Raw genomic sequence first — 15,527 nt, 5'->3', positions numbered from 1 at the left:
ATCTCTCCAACCGGATTGCCCGATGCCCACGCCCGTTCTGACCCTTGAAAATGCCGCTTTGACGCTGAATGGCAATGCCGGACCCATCGAAATCCTGCACGACATCACGCTTTCGGTGGGAGGGGGCGAGTCTCTGGGCCTGATCGGCCCGTCCGGATCGGGCAAGTCGTCTCTACTGATGCTGATGGGGGGGCTCGAGCGGGCCTCGGCAGGCCGAGTTACGGCGCTGGGGCACGACCTGACCACGATGGATGAAGACGCGCTGGCCCGCTTCCGTCGCGATTCGATGGGTGTCGTCTTTCAGAATTTCCACCTGATCCCGACCATGACCGCGTTGGAAAATGTCGCCACTCCGCTGGAACTGGCCGGCCACCGCGATGCCTTTGGCCGGGCCGAGGCCGAGCTGGATGCGGTGGGCCTGTCGCACCGGCGCGATCACTACCCCGCTCAGCTGTCCGGGGGCGAGCAGCAGCGGGTCGCTCTGGCCCGCGCATCGGCGCCGCGCCCGCGAATTCTGCTGGCGGACGAGCCCACGGGCAACCTGGACGAAGCCAACGGCGCCGCGATCGTCGATCTGCTGTTCGGCCTGCGCGACCGCCACGGCGCGACCCTGATCCTTGTCACTCACAGCCGCGGCCTGGCCGCAAGATGCGACCGGGTCGTGCGCCTGCGCGACGGCCGCATCACCGAAGACACCGCGCAAGAGGCCGCGGAATGAGCCTGCGTCAGGCCGCGCGGCTGGCCCGGCGCGAATTGCGCGGCGGGCTGAATGGGTTCCGGGTGTTCCTGGCCTGTCTGACCCTGGGCGTTGCGACGATTGCCGCGGTGGGGTCCGTCCGGCAAGCCATTCAAATCGGCCTGGCCCAGGAAGGCGCCGCCCTTCTGGGGGGCGACGCCCAGATCGAACTGACCTATCGCTTTGCCGACGATGCCGAACGCGCATGGATGGACCGAACCGCGGCGCAGGTGTCCGAGGTGGTCGACTTCCGCTCGATGGCCGTGACCCGAAACGGGCCCGCCCCCCTGCGCGCGCTGACGCAGGTCAAGGCGGTGGACGACGCCTATCCTCTGATCGGCACGGTTGTCCTGAACCCCGATATCCCGCTGTCCCGCGCACTCGATGGTGAAGGCGCCCGTCCCGGTGCCGTGATGGATCCGGTTCTGATCGAACGGCTGGGCCTGGCGATTGGCGACCGCTTTGCGCTGGGAACCCAGGACTTCATACTGACCGCAGCATTGATCCACGAACCCGATGCCGCCGGCGAAGGGTTCACGCTGGGCCCGCGGACCCTTGTCCGCACGCGGGATCTGAGCGCCTCTGGCCTGCTGCAACCCGGCACGCTGTTTTCCACCAAGTACCGGCTCGACCTGCCGGCCAACGCGGATCTGGCCGAGGTATCAGCGCAAGCGGCGCAGGTTCTGGACGGGTCCGGCATGCGCTGGACAGACGCGCGCAACGGCGCGCCGGGCATTGCCGAATTCGTGGCGCGTCTGGGCGCGTTTCTCGTGCTGGTCGGCCTGTCCGGGCTGGCGGTGGGCGGTATCGGCGTCTCGGCTGCGGTGCGCGCCTATCTGGCCCGCAAGATCGAAACCATCGCCACGCTGCGCATCCTGGGCGCTGACCGGGCCACGATCTTTCAGACCTATCTGATCCAGATCGGTGTTCTTTCCGTGCTCGGCATCGTCGCCGGCGCAGTTCTGGGCGGGTTGGCACCGATTCTTCTGGCTCCGGTGTTCGAGAGCCGCCTGCCTGTCCCTGCCGTATTCGCGCTCTATCCCCAGCCGCTGTTCGAGGCCGCGCTCTATGGCCTGCTGACCGCGCTTGTGTTCACGCTCTGGCCGCTTGCCCGCACCGAGGATGTCCGCGCCGCGACCCTGTTCCGCGATGCGCTGTCCGCGGCCCGGGCCCTGCCGCGCCCGGCTTTCCTGCTGGCCACGGGCTTGGCCCTTGCCGCGCTGATCGCCACAGCCGCGGTGTTCAGCGGATCCACGCGGCTGACGCTCTGGACGGCCGCGGGATTCCTTGGCGCCCTGACCGTGCTGGCCCTTTCGGCCTTCGCCATCCGGCGGGTTGCACACTGGTCGGCCCGGCGGACCCGAGGCCGCCCTACCCTGCGCTGGGCGCTGGCCGCCATTTCGGACCCGCGCGAAGGGGCGGCCCCGGTCGTTCTGTCGCTGGGGCTGGGCCTGTCGGTTCTGGCAGCCGTCGGCCAGATCGACGGAACCCTGCGCAACGCAATCTCGGGCAACCTGCCCGATGTGGCGCCCTCGTATTTCTTCGTGGACATCCAGAAGGACCAGATGCCCGGGTTTCTGGACCGGCTGGAAAACGACCCCGGCGTCACACGGGTGGAAAGCGCGCCGATGCTGCGCGGCATCATCACCCGGATCAACGGCCGCCCCGCGCAAGAGGTGGCCGGCGATCATTGGGTTCTGGAAGGCGACCGCGGCGTGACCTATTCGGAACGTCCACCGCAGAACGCGCGCATCACGGCAGGCGACTGGTGGGCGGCGGACTATTCCGGCCCGCCGCAGATCAGCCTTGCCGCCGAAGAGGCCGAGGAGATGGGCCTGAAACTGGGCGACGCCCTGACCGTCAACATCCTGGGCCGAGACATCACGGCCACGATCACATCGCTGCGCGAGGTGGACTTCTCGACCGCCGGCATGGGCTTTGTCATGTCGATGAACCCGTCGGCATTGGCCGGCGCGCCGCACAGTTTCATCGCCACCGTCTATGCCGAGGAAACCGCCGAGGCCGCCATCCTGCGCGATCTGGCCGATCAGTTCCCCAACATCACCGCAATCCGCGTGCGCGACGCGATCGACCGGGTTTCGGGCCTGTTGGCCGGGCTTGCGTCGGCCACATCCTATGGGGCGGGCGTTTCTCTGCTGACCGGGTTTCTGGTGCTGATCGGGGCGGCTGCCGCCGGCGAACCCTCCCGGCGCTACGAGGCCGCGATCCTCAAGACCATCGGCGCGGACCGCCGAAAGATCCTGCTCAGCTTTGCGCTGCGCTCGGCCTTGCTGGGCTTGGCCGCAGGCAGCATCGCGCTGGCGACAGGCGTGCTGGGCGGTTGGGCCGTGGCGACCTATGTTTTCGACACCCGGTACACTGTCATCTGGCCCGCAGCCCTGGGGATCGTGGCGGCGGGGCTGAGCGTCACACTGCTGGCGGGCCTTGCCTTCGCACTGCGCCCGCTGTCCGTCAGCCCGGCGCGCATCCTGCGCGCCAGCGACTGAGGATCACCGAGCGCAAGTCACGGGTTGCAGAATCTTCAACAACGGATCGTTGTCACAGACCAACGCATCCAGCGTGATTTCGTCCAGCGAGGCAAAAAACACCTCGGCCGCATCCTGCAGGGCCAGGCGCAACCGGCAGGCATCGGTCAACGGACAGGTGTTGTCGGCATCGGCAAAACATTCGGCGATCGGCAGGTCGCCCTCGACATGTCGGAAGACCGACCCGATCCGGATCTGGTCGGCCGGACGGCCCAGCTCCATACCGCCGTTCCGGCCACGCTGCGTGCTCAGATACCCCAGCTGGCTGAGCTGGTTGATCACCTGCGCCAGGTGGTTTTCCGAGATGTTGCACACCTCGGCGATTTCCGACTTGGTCACCAGCCGGTCGGGATGGGCGGCGCAATACATCAGCAGCCGCACCGCGATATTCGTTCGTTTGGTGATCCGCATGAGATCCTCCCCCCGAAAAACAAGATGCAGCCTTATTGCACGCACGGCAAAAAAACGGTTTGACATACATCAATCGAAACTTCGGACGGCGCGTGAATGACTGACCCGTATTTCTTTGGCTATGGCAGCCTCGTGAATCTGGCCACGCATGACTTCCCCGACCCGCACCCGGCCCGTCTGCGCGGCTGGCGGCGCGCCTGGTGCCACACTGACCTGCGCCCGGTGGCCTTCCTGACAGCGGTCCCCGACGCACAGTCCGAAATCGACGGGATGATCGCCCATGTGCCCAAGAACGACTGGGCCGCGCTGGACGAACGCGAATGGGCCTATGACCGGATCGCGGCCACCGAACAGGTCAGCCATCCCCTGCCGCGCGCGGTCGAGATCGCGGTCTATGCCGTTCCGCAACGGCGGCGGAATGATCCCAACCGGAGCCACCCGATCCTGCTCAGCTATGTCGACGTGGTCGTGCAGGGCTATCTGCGCGCCTTCGGTGAATCCGGTGTCCGGGATTTCTTTGACACGACGGATGGCTGGAACGCCCCCATCCTGAACGACCGGGCCGAGCCACGCTATCCGCGTCACCAGCAACTGCGCCCGGAGGAAACCGACCTGGTGGATGCCCATCTGACTCGCATCGCCGCGCAGATCGTTCAGGCCGCATGACAAAGGCGGGCACAGTTCGCGCCCGCCTTGCCATCTGTTCGAAATCGCTCAGGCCCGCAGGGCGCGGGCTTACTTGCGCGCGCGGATGACCTGCAGCAGCGGCATCAGAGTCGCCATCTCGGGGCCACGCTCCATCCCAGTCAGCGCCTTGCGCAGGGGCATGAACAGGCCCTTGCCCTTGCGGCCGGTCGCCTCTTTCACGGCTGCCGTCCACTTGCCCCAGGTCTCTCCGTCAAACGGCCCCTCGGGCAGCAGCTCCATCGCTTGCGCGACGAATTCGCGGTCTTCGTCGCCGATCAGCGGCTCGGCCCCGTCGCGGCACAGCTCCCACCAGCCCTTCAGGTCGTTCAGCGTGGTGATGTTCTCGCGCGCCATCATCCAGAACGGCTCGGCCAGTTCATCGGGCACACCGGCCGCGGCCACCGCGTCGGCAACCTTCTCGAGCGGCAGCGTCTGCAGATACCGGGCGGTCAGCGGGAACAGGTCCTGCACGTCGAACTTGGTCGGTGCCGACCCGAACCGGGCCACGTCGAAACCTTCGATCAACTCGGCCATGTCGCTGCGCGGTTCCACCGGATCCGAAGACCCCAACCGCGCCATCAGGCTCAGCAGCGCCATCGGCTGCACGCCCTGTTCGCGCAGATCGCGCAGCGCCAGGGTGCCCAGGCGTTTGGACAGCGCCTCGCCCTGCGGGCCGGTCAGCAGAGAATGGTGCGCAAAGTTCGGAACATTACCGCCCAGCGCCTTGATGATCTGGATCTGGGTCGCGGTGTTGGTCACGTGGTCGGCGCCGCGCACCACGTCGGTCACGCCCATCTCGGTGTCATCCACCACCGAGGCCAGCGTGTAGAGAACCTGCCCGTCGCCCCGGATCAGCACCGGATCCGACACCGAGGCCGCGTCGATCGACACGTCGCCCAAGATGCCGTCTTTCCACTCGATCCGCTCGTGATCCAGCTTGAACCGCCACACGCCGTTTCCGCGCTCGGCCCGCAGCGCCTCTTTCTCGGCCTCCGAAAGGTTCAGGGCGGCGCGGTCATAAACCGGCGGCTTGCCCATGTTCAGCTGCTTCTTGCGCTTGAGGTCCAGCTCGGTCGGGGTCTCGAAGGCTTCGTAGAACCGGCCGATCTCGCGCAGCTTGTCGGCGGCCTCGGCATAGCGGTCCAGTCGGTCCGACTGCCGCTCGACCCGGTCCCAGTGCAGGCCCAGCCACTCCAGGTCCTGTTTGATCGCATCGACATATTCCTCCTTCGACCGCTCGGGATCGGTGTCGTCGATGCGCAGGATGAACGTGCCGCCGGCCTTGCGGGCAATCAGATAGTTCATCAGCGCGGTGCGCAGGTTGCCCACGTGAATGTAACCGGTGGGCGACGGGGCGAAACGGGTGGTGGTCATGGGTGTCTCCTGTTGCGCGGCTCTTGTCACATGGGCGCGTTTTTGTCCAGCGATTGCTGGGCGGCCGAGGCCGCGCGGGGTTGCCGGGACGCGCGGCCACCCTAGGTCGTCACGCGTGATCACACAGGGAGACAGTTCAATGACACTGAAATTCACCCGCCGCGCCGCTTTGGGCGCCGCAGCCGCGCTGCCCCTTGCCGCCTCGGTCAAACCGGTCCTCGCTGCTGGATCGGGGGCCATGGCCAACTCGGCCGTCGCCCGCAGCTTCATGCTCGGCGATCTCACCGTGACGACCCTGCTGGATGGCAGCCTGCCAAGGGACGGCGCCAAGGAGATCTTTGGCGGAGGCGCCTCGGACGAGGAATTCGCCCGAGTGTCGGCGGAAAACTTCATCCCTGCCGACAAGGCCCAGTTCTTCTTCACACCGACGCTGGTGAACACCGGCAGCGAGATGATCCTGTTCGACACGGGCCTTGGCCAGGGCGGCATTCAAAAGGCCTTGGCCGATGCCGGCGTTTCGCCCGATGACATCGACGTGGTGGTTCTGACCCACATGCACCCCGACCACATCGGTGGGATGACCACGAATGACGCCCCGACCTTTGCCAACGCGCGCTATGTCACGGCCGCGACCGAATATGACTTCTGGTCCGCGCAAGAGGCCGGAAACCGCGTCGGCGACATGGTGGCCGCCAAGGTCACGCCGATGGCGGACAAGATGACCTTTGTCGAAGACGGCGCCGAGGTCGCCCCTGGCATCACCGCCATGGCCGCATTCGGTCACACGCCGGGGCACATGGTCTATCACCTGGAAAGCAACGGTCAGCGATTGATCCTGACTGCGGATCTGGCCAACCACTATGTCTGGTCCTTCGCTCATCCCGAATGGGAGGTCCGGTTCGACATGGACAAGGCCGCGGCGACCGCGGCGCGGCGCAAGGTTCTGGGCATGCTGGCCGCCGACAAGATACCGATGATCGGGTATCACATGCCGTTCCCGGCGGCAGGCTTCGTCGAGGCGCGCGGTGAAGGCTTCCGCTTCGTGCCCGTCAGTTATCAGATGATGGGGTGAACGACGGCGCACCATTGGATTGCCCACGCTGAGCGCGGGCTTTTCATCTTTTCATGGCTGCAAGTTCGACGACAAAGGCTGCAGGGCGCCGCTCTGCGGCTATCAACGCTCGGTCAAGACGCACTCTGCCCGGGCTCAGGCTGCGCCTGCCAGTTCCGCCAGTTTCTGCCTGAAGGTCCCAACCAGGCTCGGCGCGGACTGCTCGGGGTCGGGCTCCTCGTCAGAACGCAGGTCGGGAAATTCCGGGCGCTTGATCGCTGCGGCCGGAGTCCGGCGCCGTTCCTCTTGCATGATATCCGCAATCGAGGCAGCCAAGCCCGCCTCGTCCAAGTCCTGCGGCTGCGACTCCATTTCCTTGTACAACCACGGCGCATGCAGCGGCCTGTCATAATCGTTAAACATCTCAACACCCACCAACTAACGTTCGGCACCCCACCACGGATGCTTTGCCACCGGCCCTGCCTGTCCAGATGAACGCGGCCGAAACGGCCAATCAAGGCAGGACCTGTACCAAATTATGTCGAAAAAATGTCATTTCAGCAAGGATTTGCGGGGCTAAAACGCCCATTCCGCCGCAGAGGGCGCACAATGACGGATCGACAAGCGGCACTGTTTCCCGCACACAAACAAAATTCTGTATTTTTTGCCCAAGACACCGCCCCGTCGCGGTGTTCACCCGCGATCCCGCCAGCGATTCACGATCGGATAGCGCCGGTCCAGCCAGAAGGCCCGGTTGGTCAGCCGGGTGCCCGGCGCCGACTGGAATCTCTTGTATTCGCTGATGTAGATCAGGTGCTCGACCCGGCGGGCATCGGCCTCGTCGAACCCGGCGGCGACGCAATCGGCGATCGAACCGTCCCGGTCCACGAGAATCTCAAGAATGCCATCCAGCACCGGATAGTCAGGCAGGCTGTCGCTGTCCTTCTGGTCCTCGCGCAGCTCGGCGCTGGGCGGCTTGTCGATGACCGAGGGGCGGATGACCTCGCCCGCCGGCCCTTTCATCCAGTCGCGGTGATTGGCATTGCGCCAGCGACAGGTTTCGAACACCCGGGTCTTGTACAGATCCTTGATCGGGTTGTAGCCGCCATTCATGTCGCCATAGATCGTGGCATAACCCACGGCGACCTCGGATTTGTTGCCGGTGGTCAGCAGCATCTCGCCGAACTTGTTCGAAATCGCCATCAGCAGCAGACCGCGCAGACGGGATTGGATGTTCTCCTCGGTGATGTCGGCCGGCCGGCCCGCGAACAGCGGGGCCAGGGTCTCGGTCACGGCGGCACGGGACTGACCGATCGGAACATAGTCGTATCGCACGCCCAGCGCCTTGGCGACGGCCTCGGCATCCTCGAGCGACGCGGCACTGGTGTATTCCGACGGCAGCATCACACAGCGCACGTTTTCCGCCCCCAGCGCATCGACGGCGATCGTGGCCACCAGCGCGGAATCGACCCCGCCCGACAGGCCTAGCAACGCCTTGGAAAACCCGGTCTTGGCCATGTAGTCGCGCAGCGCCTGCACCATCGCGCGGTAGTCCTGCTCCCAGGCGTCGGGCTGTTCGGCGACCGCGCCCGGCGCGATGGTCCAGCCCTGTTCGCCGCGCCGAAGATCGACCTGCGCCACCGTTTCGTCAAAAACCGGCATGCGGAAGGCCAGCGCGCCACCGGGATTCAGGCCAAAGCTGCCCCCGTCGAACACCTGGTCGTCCTGCCCACCGACCATGTTGAGATAGATCACAGGCAAGCCGGTCTCGACCACGCGCGCGACCATCTGGTTCAGGCGCACATCGTACTTGTCGCGGAAATACGGCGACCCGTTGGGGATCAGCAGGAATTCGGCCCCGGTTTCGGCCAGCGTCTCGGCCACGTCCTCGTGCCAACCATCCTCGCAAATCGGGCTGCCGATCCGCGTGTTGCCGACAGCATAGGGCCCGCCCAGCGGCCCGGCATCGAACAGGCGCACTTCGTCGAACACCGTTTCATTGGGCAGGTGATGCTTGAATACCTTGCTGACGATCCGCCCCTGGTCGAGGATCAGATAGGCGTTGTAGAGCTTGCCGTCCTCGACCCAGGGCCCGCCGATGGCCATGGCCGGCCCGTCCGCGCAGTCGGCGGCCAGTTGCCGCACCGCGTCCATCGCGGCGGCGTGAAAGGCGGGCTTCTGCACCAGGTCCTGCGTGTTGTAGCCGGTGATGAACATCTCGGGCAGTGCGACCAGATCGGCGCCCGCCGCTCGGCCCTGCTCCCACGCGGACCGGGCCTTGGCGGCGTTGCCCGCGATGTCGCCCACCGTCGGATTCAGCTGTGCCAGCGTGATGCGGAAATTGTCGGCCATGTCTGCCCTCTTGCCCTCGTCACCTGCCAAGGCATTTAGCAGATCGGGCCGCAAGTGAAAGACCATAGCGGCAAAACCCGTTGCCCGACCGGATGCTGTGTCATAGTTTTGCACGAGCGAACCCAACAGATGACAACCGGGCAGGCAGGACGCAGATGAAGCTTCTAAGGAATTCGATTGCCATCGCCGCGATGGGCATGGCCGGCCAGTCTCTGGCGCAGCAGGACCAGGTCATCGTTGCCGATGACGACGTGGGCGGTGTCTACGAAGGCACCTTCGAAAACGGTCTGCGCCACGGCACAGGCACCTACCGGCTGCCGGACGGGTTCGAGTATACCGGCGAATGGGTCGAAGGCGAGATCCAGGGCAAGGGCATCGCGCGCTATGCCAACGGCTCGGTCTACGAGGGCGACTTCGTCAAGGGCCGGCCCCACGGCAAGGGCAAGATCACCTTCGCCGATGGCGGCACCTACGAAGGCGACTGGGTGGACGGCGCGATCAACGGCACCGGTGTCGTGACATATGCCAACGGCATACGGTACGAGGGCGGGTTCAAAAACGCGCAGCACCACGGCAAGGGCGTGATGACCGACCCCGGAGGCTATATCTATGACGGCGACTGGGTCGATGGCCTGCGTCAGGGCAAGGCCAAGATCACCTATGCCGATGGCGCCGTCTACGAGGGCGACGTCAAGGCCGGGCAGCGCGACGGTCAGGGCACGTTGACGATGCCCGACGGCATGATCTATGCGGGTGAATGGTCCGAGGACCGGATCACCGGAACCGGACGCCTGACCCAGCCCAACGGAGACGTCTACGATGGCCCGCTGGTCGACGGCCGGCGCCAGGGCACGGGCAAAGTGACCTATGCCAATGGCGACATTTACGAAGGCGAATTCGTCGACGATCGGCGCCACGGCAAGGGCACCTACACGGGCACCGACGGCTATATCTATTCGGGCGAATGGAAGGACGGCCAGATTCACGGGCTGGGCGAGGCGACCTATCCCGACGGCTCGGTCTATGTCGGCGATTTCAAGGCGGATCTGGCCGACGGGCAGGGGCGCATCACCTATCCGGACGGCTCTTCGTACGAAGGCGACTGGGTTGCCGGGGTGATCGAGGGCCGGGGCACCGCCACCTACGCCAACGGCACGATCTACAAGGGCCAGTTCAAGAACGCCCGCACACACGGAAAGGGTGTTCTGACCCGCGCCGACGGCTCCAGCTATGACGGAGACTGGGTGGATGGCGTGCGCCAGGGCAAAGGCAAGGCGACCTATGCCGACGGCACCGTCTATACCGGCGATTTCCTGAACGGCCAGCGCCACGGCCAGGGCGAGGTGGTGATGCCCAACGGGTTCAAATATTCGGGCGCCTGGTCCGAGGGCAAGATCACCGGATATGGCGTTGCGACCTATGCCAACGGCGACGTGTACGAAGGCAATTTCGTCAATGGCAAGCGTCAGGGCAGCGGCACGATGCGCTATGCCAACGGGGAAGAGGAAACAGGCACCTGGGAAAATGGCGCACTGACCGAAGCCGACGCCGAACAGCCGGCCGAGGCTGAACCGCAGACGCCCGAGGCCGAAACGGACCCCGATGCCGCCCCGTCGGACGGGTAGAACGTCACCAAGGGACCGGTTTTCCGACCCAGTCGAAGAACTGCCCGGTCTGCTCGGGACGCAGGCCCTCGACGACCTGCATCAGGTTGCGCGCCGCCTCCTCCGGCGCAACCGCAGGGTGCCGGCCCAGATATTTCTGCGTGAACGGGGTCTTGACCGTTCCGGGGTGCAGGGCGACGCAGATCGCATCCTTGTGGGTTCGGGCCAGTTCGATCGCGGCCGTATGCACGATTTGGTTCACCGCCGCCTTGGCCGCGCGATAGCTGACCCAACCGCCCAGACGATTGTCCCCGATCGAGCCCACACGCGCCGACAGCACGGTGAAAACCGACCGCCCGTTGCGCGGCAACAGGCGATGCGCGTGTTTCAGCGCCAGCGCCGGCCCAACCGCGTTCAGGGCGAATTGATCCATCATGGCCTTGGCCGACACCGCCCGAATGGTCTTTTCCGGTTCCGCGCCGTCGATCTCGAGCGCGCCGGATGCCACCAGAACAAGGTCGAACGGCCCTTCGACACGGCCCAGCATCTCGTCGGCCAGTTCCGGCTGCATCAGATCCAGCCCATTTTCCGACCGCGACAGACCGACAACATGAACCGACCGCGACAGAAGCTCATTGCAGACGGCTCGGCCGATCCCACCACTTGCGCCTATGACCAAAGCATTTCTCATCGCCTTCCAGCTAGCGGAGTTGCCCACGCAATCAATCCCCGTTTCCAATCCTTTCGCGAAATCGGGCGGCCGCGCATTTTCCTTCTTTTCATTCCCGGTTCGGGGTGTATAACCTCGAACTCATGATCAACCGCGCAGATATCCCTTTTGCTTTCGCCGCTTTCGCCGGCGCTGCTCTGCGTGGCCTACTGATCCTAATCCGCCTCTGAGCGTGCCATCCGGCGCGCCCGCTCAGAGGAGGAGGCCTGCGCGCCAATGGCTTTAGGACAGACAAGAAAGTGACCCCCATGACCAACGTGACCGACCAAGACCGCGTCTTGATCTTTGACACCACTTTGCGCGACGGCGAGCAAAGCCCCGGCGCAACCATGACCCATGACGAAAAGCTGGAAATCGCCGAGCTGCTGGACGACATGGGCGTCGACATCATCGAGGCCGGCTTCCCCATCGCTTCCGAGGGTGATTTCAAGGCCGTGTCGGAAATCGCGCAGCGCGCCAAGAACGCCCGCATCTGCGGCCTGGCGCGCGCCAATTTCGCCGATATCGACCGCTGCTGGGAGGCGGTGAAACACGCCGAAAAGAACCGGATCCACACCTTCATCGGCACCTCGCCGCTGCACCGCGCCATTCCGAACCTGACGCAGGACGAGATGGCCGAAAAGATCCACGAAACCGTCAGCCACGCCCGCAACCTGTGCGAAGACGTGCAATGGTCGCCGATGGACGCGACCCGGACCGAATGGGACTATCTGTGCCGCGTGATCGAGATTGCGATCAAGGCCGGCGCGACCACGATCAACATCCCCGATACGGTGGGCTATACCGCGCCGGCGGAGTCGGCCGATCTGATCCGCAGGCTGATCGAAACCGTGCCCGGCGCCGACGAGGTGATCTTTGCCACCCATTGCCACAACGACCTTGGCATGGCGACCGCCAACGCCCTGGCCGCTGTTGCCGGCGGCGCGCGCCAGATCGAATGCACGATCAACGGACTGGGCGAACGCGCGGGCAATACTGCGCTGGAAGAGGTCGTGATGGCGCTGCGCACCCGCAACGACATCATGCCGTGGAAAACGGGCATCGACACCACCAAGATCATGCACATCTCGCGCAGGGTGGCGACGGTTTCGGGCTTTCCGGTGCAATTCAACAAGGCGATCGTCGGCAAGAACGCCTTCGCGCATGAAAGCGGCATCCATCAGGATGGCATGCTGAAGAACCGCGAGAATTTCGAGATCATGCGCCCCGAGGATATCGGCCTCTCGGGCACATCTCTTCCGCTGGGCAAGCATTCCGGTCGGGCCGCGCTGCGCGACAAGCTGGAGACACTCGGCTACGAGATCGGGGACAACCAGCTCAAGGACATCTTCGTGCGGTTCAAGGAACTGGCCGACCGCAAGAAAGAGGTGTTCGACGACGACCTGATCGCGCTGATGAGCGCGGATGACGCGACCAACGATCACCTGCAGCTGGTCTCGATGAAAGTCACCTGCGGCACCGGCGGTCAGGCCGAAGCGACGGTCGAACTGGAGGTCGACGGCAAGGATGTCATCGCAACCGAGCACGGCGACGGACCGGTCGACGCGACCTTCAAGGCGATCCGTGCCATCTACCCGAACGAGGCGCATCTGCAGCTGTACCAGGTGCATGCCGTAACCGAAGGTACCGACGCACAAGCCACGGTTTCTGTCCGCCTCGAGGAAGACGGCATGATCGCCACGGGCCAATCCGCGAACACGGATACCGTGGTGGCGTCGGCCAAGGCCTATATCAGCGCGCTGAACCGCTTGATCATGCGCCGCGAAAAGGCCGGCCCGGGCGCGGATGCGCGCGAAATCAGCTACAAGGATCTGACCTGAACAGAAATGCCCGTCAAGGCTCCCGCGCCCGCGGCGGCCCGGCTTCGCCGCGCAACCTAGCGGCCTTGGGCCCGGCACTGCGCCACGGCGCAGTGCCGGGCCCAACTCGTTTGGCGGCATCTTTGATGCTGTCAAACGGGGCGGGAGACCCTTGACCCTGATACGCAGTCAGATCTTTGCGAACAGGCCGGAAAGACGCGCCGCCTCGTCTTCGATCCCGAAGGGTGCGTTGACCACGAACATGCCAGAACCGATCATCCGGTGCCCCTTCCGCGCAGGCGGGAACCGAACTTCATGTACGAACGACTTGGGAAGGTCCAAACCCTTCAGCGCCGACACCATCGGAGCGTGCCGATCGTCGGTCAGGATCGGGTACCACAGAGCGATGAGACCCACGTTCCACTTGCGGTGATACTTGGAAATCAACCCCGGCAGGCGGCCATAATCCGCCTTTACCTCGTAGCTGGGGTCAATCAGCATCACCCCGCGCCGAGGTGTGGGCGGCAGAACCGACTGAGCCAGCTCGAACCCGTCCTGTCTGTACGTCTTGGCATCGAGCCCAGACAGAGCCTGGTTCAGCGCCGCGTATTCCTGCGGATGAAGCTCGGCGAAATGCAGGCTGTCCTGCGGTCGCAGCAAGCTTGCCGCAATCAGCGGCGAGCCCGGGTAGGCCGTTTCTCCAAACTGCGCCTGCACCGAGCGCAACGCGCGTGCCAGCGGGTGATCTTCGGCAAACCACCCGTTGCTCAGCGCGCGTCCGATCCCTGCCACCGACTCTCCGGTCTGCACGGCCTCGGCCGCATCGAGGTGGTACAGGCCGCGCCCCGAATGGGTCTCGAGATAGCTGATCGGCTTGTCCTTGCGGGTCATGTAGTCCAGCATCCATGCCAACAAGGCGTGCTTTTGCACGTCCGCCAGATTGCCCGCGTGGTAAATGTGTTGATATGAGAGCATGTTGCCTTCTAAAGTCCCTGTCAGCAAGGCGGAAAGGCGCTGATTTACGCGGAATCAGCCCTTTTACCGGGCGCCGTGGCACCCTATAAGTCATCCGTCCCGGAACCGTCGAGTCGCGGGCAGTAGAAAATTCTGACAGACAGGATCAGGGGAAATATGGGGATCTTCGACAATCTGGGCGGCCTGTTCACAGCGGATATGGCCATCGACCTCGGGACGGCCAACACGCTGGTCTACGTCAAGGGGCGCGGCGTGATCCTGTCGGAGCCCTCGGTTGTCGCCTACCATGTCAAGGATGGCGTCAAGAAGGTTCTGGCCGTGGGCGAGGACGCCAAGCTGATGCTGGGTCGCACCCCCGGCTCGATCGAGGCCATCCGCCCCATGCGCGAAGGCGTGATCGCCGATTTCGACACCGCGGAAGAGATGATCAAGCACTTCATCCGCAAGGTGCACAAGCGTTCGACCTTTTCGAAGCCCAAGATCATCGTCTGCGTTCCGCATGGCGCAACGCCGGTTGAAAAACGCGCGATCCGTCAGTCGGTTCTGTCGGCGGGCGCGCGGCGCGCGGGCCTGATCGCCGAGCCGATCGCTGCCGCCATCGGCGCCGGGATGCCGATCACCGATCCCACCGGCAACATGGTCGTGGACATCGGCGGCGGCACCACCGAAGTGGCCGTTCTGTCGCTGGGCGACATCGTCTATGCCCGCTCGGTCCGCGTGGGGGGCGACCGCATGGACGAGGCGATCATCTCGTACCTGCGCCGTCAGCAGAACCTGCTGGTGGGCGAATCCACCGCCGAGCGGATCAAGACCACGATCGGCACGGCCCGCATGCCCGATGACGGGCGCGGACAGTCGATGCACATCCGCGGGCGCGACCTTCTGAACGGTGTCCCCAAGGAAATCGAGATCAGCCAGGCCCAGGTGGCCGAGGCGCTGTCGGAACCCGTCCAGCAGATCTGCGAGGCGGTGATGACCGCGCTGGAAACCACCCCGCCGGATCTGGCCGCGGACATCGTGGACCGCGGCGTGATGCTGACCGGTGGCGGAGCGCTGCTGGGTGATCTGGATCTGGCCCTGCGCGAACAGACCGGATTGGCGGTGTCGATTGCCGACGAAAGCCTGAACTGCGTGGCTTTGGGCACCGGCAAGGCGCTGGAATACGAAAAACAGCTGCGCCACGCGATTGACTACGAAAGCTGAGGCGCGCACCCTCTGATCCGAGGGTTCAAGATCGGGCACGAGCAGCACGGTAAGGAGTC

General features: G+C 64.8%; 13 protein-coding genes. 7 read left to right on the top strand and 6 right to left on the bottom strand.

Annotated elements, in window-relative coordinates:
• The first annotated feature begins 22 nt into the window (after positions 1–22).
• Together F3H26_RS16670 and F3H26_RS16665 are read left to right on the top strand one after the other, a co-directional pair.
• The gene (locus F3H26_RS16670; protein WP_149777121.1) at positions 23–718 is read left to right on the top strand and encodes an ABC transporter ATP-binding protein; all 696 of its coding nucleotides are present in this window, start codon (positions 23–25) and stop codon (positions 716–718) included.
• Complete coding sequence (locus F3H26_RS16665) at positions 715–3,243, top strand: ABC transporter permease (protein ID WP_149777120.1); 2,529 nt, start codon at positions 715–717, stop codon at positions 3,241–3,243. Before F3H26_RS16670 ends, F3H26_RS16665 begins: the two co-directional genes overlap by 4 nt.
• Positions 3,244–3,246: 3 nt before the next feature.
• Here F3H26_RS16665 and F3H26_RS16660 read toward each other — a convergent pair whose 3' ends face one another.
• The gene (locus F3H26_RS16660) at positions 3,247–3,693 is read right to left on the bottom strand and encodes an RrF2 family transcriptional regulator (protein WP_005978780.1); all 447 of its coding nucleotides are present in this window, start codon (positions 3,691–3,693) and stop codon (positions 3,247–3,249) included.
• 96 nt (positions 3,694–3,789) lie between these two features.
• Here F3H26_RS16660 and F3H26_RS16655 point away from each other — a divergent pair, with 96 nt between their 5' ends.
• Positions 3,790–4,359, top strand: a complete 570-nt coding sequence (locus F3H26_RS16655) for a gamma-glutamylcyclotransferase family protein (RefSeq protein ID WP_149777119.1) — start codon at positions 3,790–3,792, stop codon at positions 4,357–4,359.
• Positions 4,360–4,428: 69 nt separating this feature from the next.
• Here the strand turns inward: F3H26_RS16655 and gltX are convergent, their stop codons facing one another.
• Positions 4,429–5,754: a glutamate--tRNA ligase gene (gltX, locus tag F3H26_RS16650; protein ID WP_149777118.1), complete on the bottom strand. Its 1,326-nt coding sequence runs from the start codon at positions 5,752–5,754 to the stop codon at positions 4,429–4,431.
• A gap of 139 nt (positions 5,755–5,893) precedes the next feature.
• On the opposite strand from gltX, the gene F3H26_RS16645 reads away from it, so the two are divergent.
• Positions 5,894–6,826, top strand: coding sequence for an MBL fold metallo-hydrolase (locus F3H26_RS16645; RefSeq protein ID WP_149777117.1), 933 nt, complete (start codon positions 5,894–5,896; stop codon positions 6,824–6,826).
• 135 nt (positions 6,827–6,961) lie between these two features.
• On the opposite strand, the gene F3H26_RS16640 is transcribed toward F3H26_RS16645, so the two are convergent.
• Together F3H26_RS16640 and F3H26_RS16635 are read right to left on the bottom strand one after the other, a co-directional pair.
• Positions 6,962–7,189, bottom strand: coding sequence for a hypothetical protein (locus F3H26_RS16640; RefSeq protein ID WP_223162544.1), 228 nt, complete (start codon positions 7,187–7,189; stop codon positions 6,962–6,964).
• Positions 7,190–7,498: 309 nt separating this feature from the next.
• Positions 7,499–9,157, bottom strand: a complete 1,659-nt coding sequence (locus F3H26_RS16635) for an NAD+ synthase (protein WP_149777115.1) — start codon at positions 9,155–9,157, stop codon at positions 7,499–7,501.
• A 155-nt stretch (positions 9,158–9,312) separates the two neighbouring features.
• On the opposite strand from F3H26_RS16635, the gene F3H26_RS16630 reads away from it, so the two are divergent.
• Positions 9,313–10,782 (top strand): MORN repeat-containing protein, encoded by a 1,470-nt coding sequence (locus tag F3H26_RS16630; protein ID WP_149777114.1) that lies wholly within the window; start codon positions 9,313–9,315, stop codon positions 10,780–10,782.
• Between the two features lie 4 nt (positions 10,783–10,786).
• Here the strand turns inward: F3H26_RS16630 and F3H26_RS16625 are convergent, their stop codons facing one another.
• Positions 10,787–11,452 carry an SDR family NAD(P)-dependent oxidoreductase gene (locus F3H26_RS16625; RefSeq protein ID WP_149777113.1) on the bottom strand — a complete coding sequence of 222 codons (666 nt, stop codon included), beginning with the start codon at positions 11,450–11,452 and terminating at the stop codon, positions 10,787–10,789.
• A gap of 287 nt (positions 11,453–11,739) precedes the next feature.
• Here F3H26_RS16625 and F3H26_RS16620 point away from each other — a divergent pair, with 287 nt between their 5' ends.
• Positions 11,740–13,311, top strand: coding sequence for a 2-isopropylmalate synthase (locus F3H26_RS16620; protein WP_149777112.1), 1,572 nt, complete (start codon positions 11,740–11,742; stop codon positions 13,309–13,311).
• 168 nt (positions 13,312–13,479) lie between these two features.
• On the opposite strand, the gene F3H26_RS16615 is transcribed toward F3H26_RS16620, so the two are convergent.
• The gene (locus F3H26_RS16615; protein ID WP_149777111.1) at positions 13,480–14,265 is read right to left on the bottom strand and encodes a 23S rRNA (adenine(2030)-N(6))-methyltransferase RlmJ; all 786 of its coding nucleotides are present in this window, start codon (positions 14,263–14,265) and stop codon (positions 13,480–13,482) included.
• A gap of 156 nt (positions 14,266–14,421) precedes the next feature.
• Here F3H26_RS16615 and F3H26_RS16610 point away from each other — a divergent pair, with 156 nt between their 5' ends.
• Complete coding sequence (locus F3H26_RS16610; RefSeq protein WP_005978801.1) at positions 14,422–15,468, top strand: rod shape-determining protein; 1,047 nt, start codon at positions 14,422–14,424, stop codon at positions 15,466–15,468.
• Positions 15,469–15,527: the final 59 nt, after the last annotated feature.

Source organism: Ruegeria intermedia, assembly GCF_900129345.1.
GTDB classification, from domain to species: domain Bacteria; phylum Pseudomonadota; class Alphaproteobacteria; order Rhodobacterales; family Rhodobacteraceae; genus Ruegeria; species Ruegeria intermedia.
This window is presented reverse-complemented; position numbering and strand designations above follow the sequence as displayed.